Below are 2,474 nucleotides of genomic sequence, written 5' to 3' on the forward strand. Positions count from 1 at the left end.
AAGGTGCCCACGAGCACCGCGAACATTCCCCAAAGTGGGTTCATGGGAACTCTCCCTGCCCGGAGCGCGCCGGGCTTCGCTTCATCTCGGGAGGGGGCGCCTCAGAGGGCGGTGATCCCGCGCAACGCCATGCGGCTCTTCAGGACGGCGATCAGTGCATCCATCTCGCCTGCCGTCTTGCTGACGTTCTTGTAGATGCCGGCCATCGCCATTTCGCCGACGATCGTCTGTGAGGTGTAGCCCACGGCCCCGAACACATGCCGGGCGCCGACGGACTTCTGATAGTCAATCCACAGCGCCGCGTGTTCGGGATCGGTGATGGTGCCCCCCTGGCCCAGCGCTCGGAAAGTGTACCCCGCAGCCCTATCGAACGACAGCGCCCAGGCGATAAACGAATCCTTTGGAGTTCCCGACTGGACGACACCGGGGCGAACCTGCCCGCCGCCCCACGCTTGGGAATTGTTGGGCGTCGCACGAAACGACAGCGCTGCAATCTCTGCCGCCGTGCTACCCGTACCGTTGTTCTGCTGGTTGATATGCAGCAGCCCGTCCGCACCGTTGACAGACGCCCGGTTGGTGTTCGTCATGAGCGGCTGCGCGGGCGTGTTCCAGTCGCCCGAAGCGGACCACGGCACGAGGAAGTTGCCGACGATTGCCGCATCCGGGGCAAGCAAGTTGCGGCTTACGCCAAACACGGTGAAACGGTCGGTGAGCGGCACAGGCGAGAAAATCCCGAAGCCTGCCGTCCGCGTGGTTCGCTCGAGCGACGTTGCTACGCCGCCAGCAGTCTTGAACGCCGAGGAACCGGGGATAAGCGGCGCGGTGTTGCCCTTGCCGCTCTGGTCAGCGCTGGGGCCAACATAGGGCTCGCCCACGGTGCCGCTTTCGAAGAAGTGCAGCGCTTCCAGGTTATCAGCCGGGAAGCCGTAGAGCAGCTTGTTGACCTTGGGGTTGCCGATCGCGCTGAAGTCCGCGGCTGGCACAGTGATAAGAATGGACATGGGATCGGCTCCTCAAGCGACCGGAAGGAAAAAGGCGACGCTCCAATTCCAGAGCGGGTAAGGCTTGTTCACGAACTGAGAGATGTTGGCGGTCGGGTACATTCCGCGCTCGGGCTCGTAGACGTAGTTGTCGCAGGCGACGGCCGGGTCACTGTCGCGCACCATGCCGTTACCCGTGGTGCCCTGGCTGGCGTACCAGACCCTGGCGTTCGCCCCGATCGGGCGCGTCGTGGTGATGCGGATGATGGTGTCGCGCACGATCGACACCTCCGCGATCCCGATCGCACCCGCATCGTCGGTGAGGCGAAAGCCCTTCGACGAGTTGCTGTATTCGTTCCCGCCCGAAATCTGCGGCTCGTCAAAGACGAGCGGGCCGAACGGAACATGGTACGAGACATAGATCGTCGACGTGCCCGACCTGGTGATCTTGATGGGGCGCAGCGGCTCCCAAGCCCGGCCTTCCACGGCGACATGGTGATAGACCTTGGCGAACTGGTGACCGAACCAGCGCGAGCCGTTGCTGTCGAGATGCCCGCCCTTGTCCGTGTACGGGTAGGCTGGTCCGACCATTGCGGTGGTCGCGCGATTGGCAAGCACCGCGTCGAGCTGCGCCATGCCGATATGCAGGCCGGGAACGCCGTCTCCATCCACGTCGCGGGTGTAGCTGCCGCTGGTCTGGTAGGTCAGGAATAGCGGGGGCAGGGCCTGCCCGGTGATGGCAACCGCGTCGCCCTGCATATTGGCGATCATTGCCTCGAACTTCTGGCGGTACGTTGCATAGGTGCGGTTCAGAGAATTGTGACCGCTCGCCTGGGAATAGTCGTGCTCTCCCTGCAGGTAGCCGACTGCGCCCACGGTGACAGTCTTACCCTCGGCAGCTGCGATGGCCTTCACCTTGGTGATGGCGCTCGTGTAGCGCCCGTAGCTCTCGCTCCCGCCCTCGGTGTGGTTCTTCGACAGCTCGCCGATCGTCGCGCCCGAGACCGCTATGTTGACCGAGACGAACCGCCGGGAGGCATAGTCTTCGTTCAGCAGATACTGGCCGAGCGCATAGCGGGCACCGTTCGCCCAGCCGTGGTTGATCGGCTCGCCGCGCGCGCCATTCCCGGGTGCGAGCTGCGCCTCGCCCGCCGCATCAACGAACGTGCTGTTGTTCGAAAACGTCACCGCCACGAGCGGCTTCAGCACGTCGGCGCCGCCCACCGGCAGGAAGGTGCCGGTCGTCGTGTTGACGCCCCCGCCAAGGTACTGGACGCTGTCGCCCAGCATCAGGTTGCCGAAGCGATTGGTGCGGGACAGCGCCGGCCAGGTCTCGTCGCCCTGTGCCAGCGACTGGCCGTACACCGCCAGCAGCACATAGGGCGAGGTCGGCCGCTGAACGGTGGTGACACGGCGCATGTAGACCGACTGCGAATAGGCCTTGTTCGCCGCATCGTGCGCGTCGAGCGCGGCATCGTCGCCGGACTTGCCCGG

General features: G+C 64.8%; 2 protein-coding genes. Both read right to left on the reverse strand.

Features of this window, described 5'->3' with window-relative positions:
* Positions 1-101 precede the first annotated feature (101 nt).
* On the reverse strand, positions 102-1,001 hold the full coding sequence (locus QP045_RS21420) for a hypothetical protein (protein ID WP_422517032.1): 900 nt from the start codon (positions 999-1,001) through the stop codon (positions 102-104).
* A 12-nt stretch (positions 1,002-1,013) separates the two neighbouring features.
* Positions 1,014-2,474, reverse strand: a 1,461-nt coding sequence (locus QP045_RS21425; protein ID WP_422517033.1) for a hypothetical protein, incomplete at its 5' end; no start/stop codon positions are given.

Source organism: Sphingomonas sp. 3-13AW (genome assembly GCF_049311085.1).
Taxonomy (GTDB): Bacteria; Pseudomonadota; Alphaproteobacteria; order Sphingomonadales; family Sphingomonadaceae; genus Sphingomonas.

Bases quoted from the DNA above. Each gene is read 5' to 3' on its own strand.
- QP045_RS21420 (WP_422517032.1), bottom strand. From the start codon at position 1,001: ATGTCCATTCTTATCACTGTGCCAGCCGCGGACTTCAGCGCGATCGGC.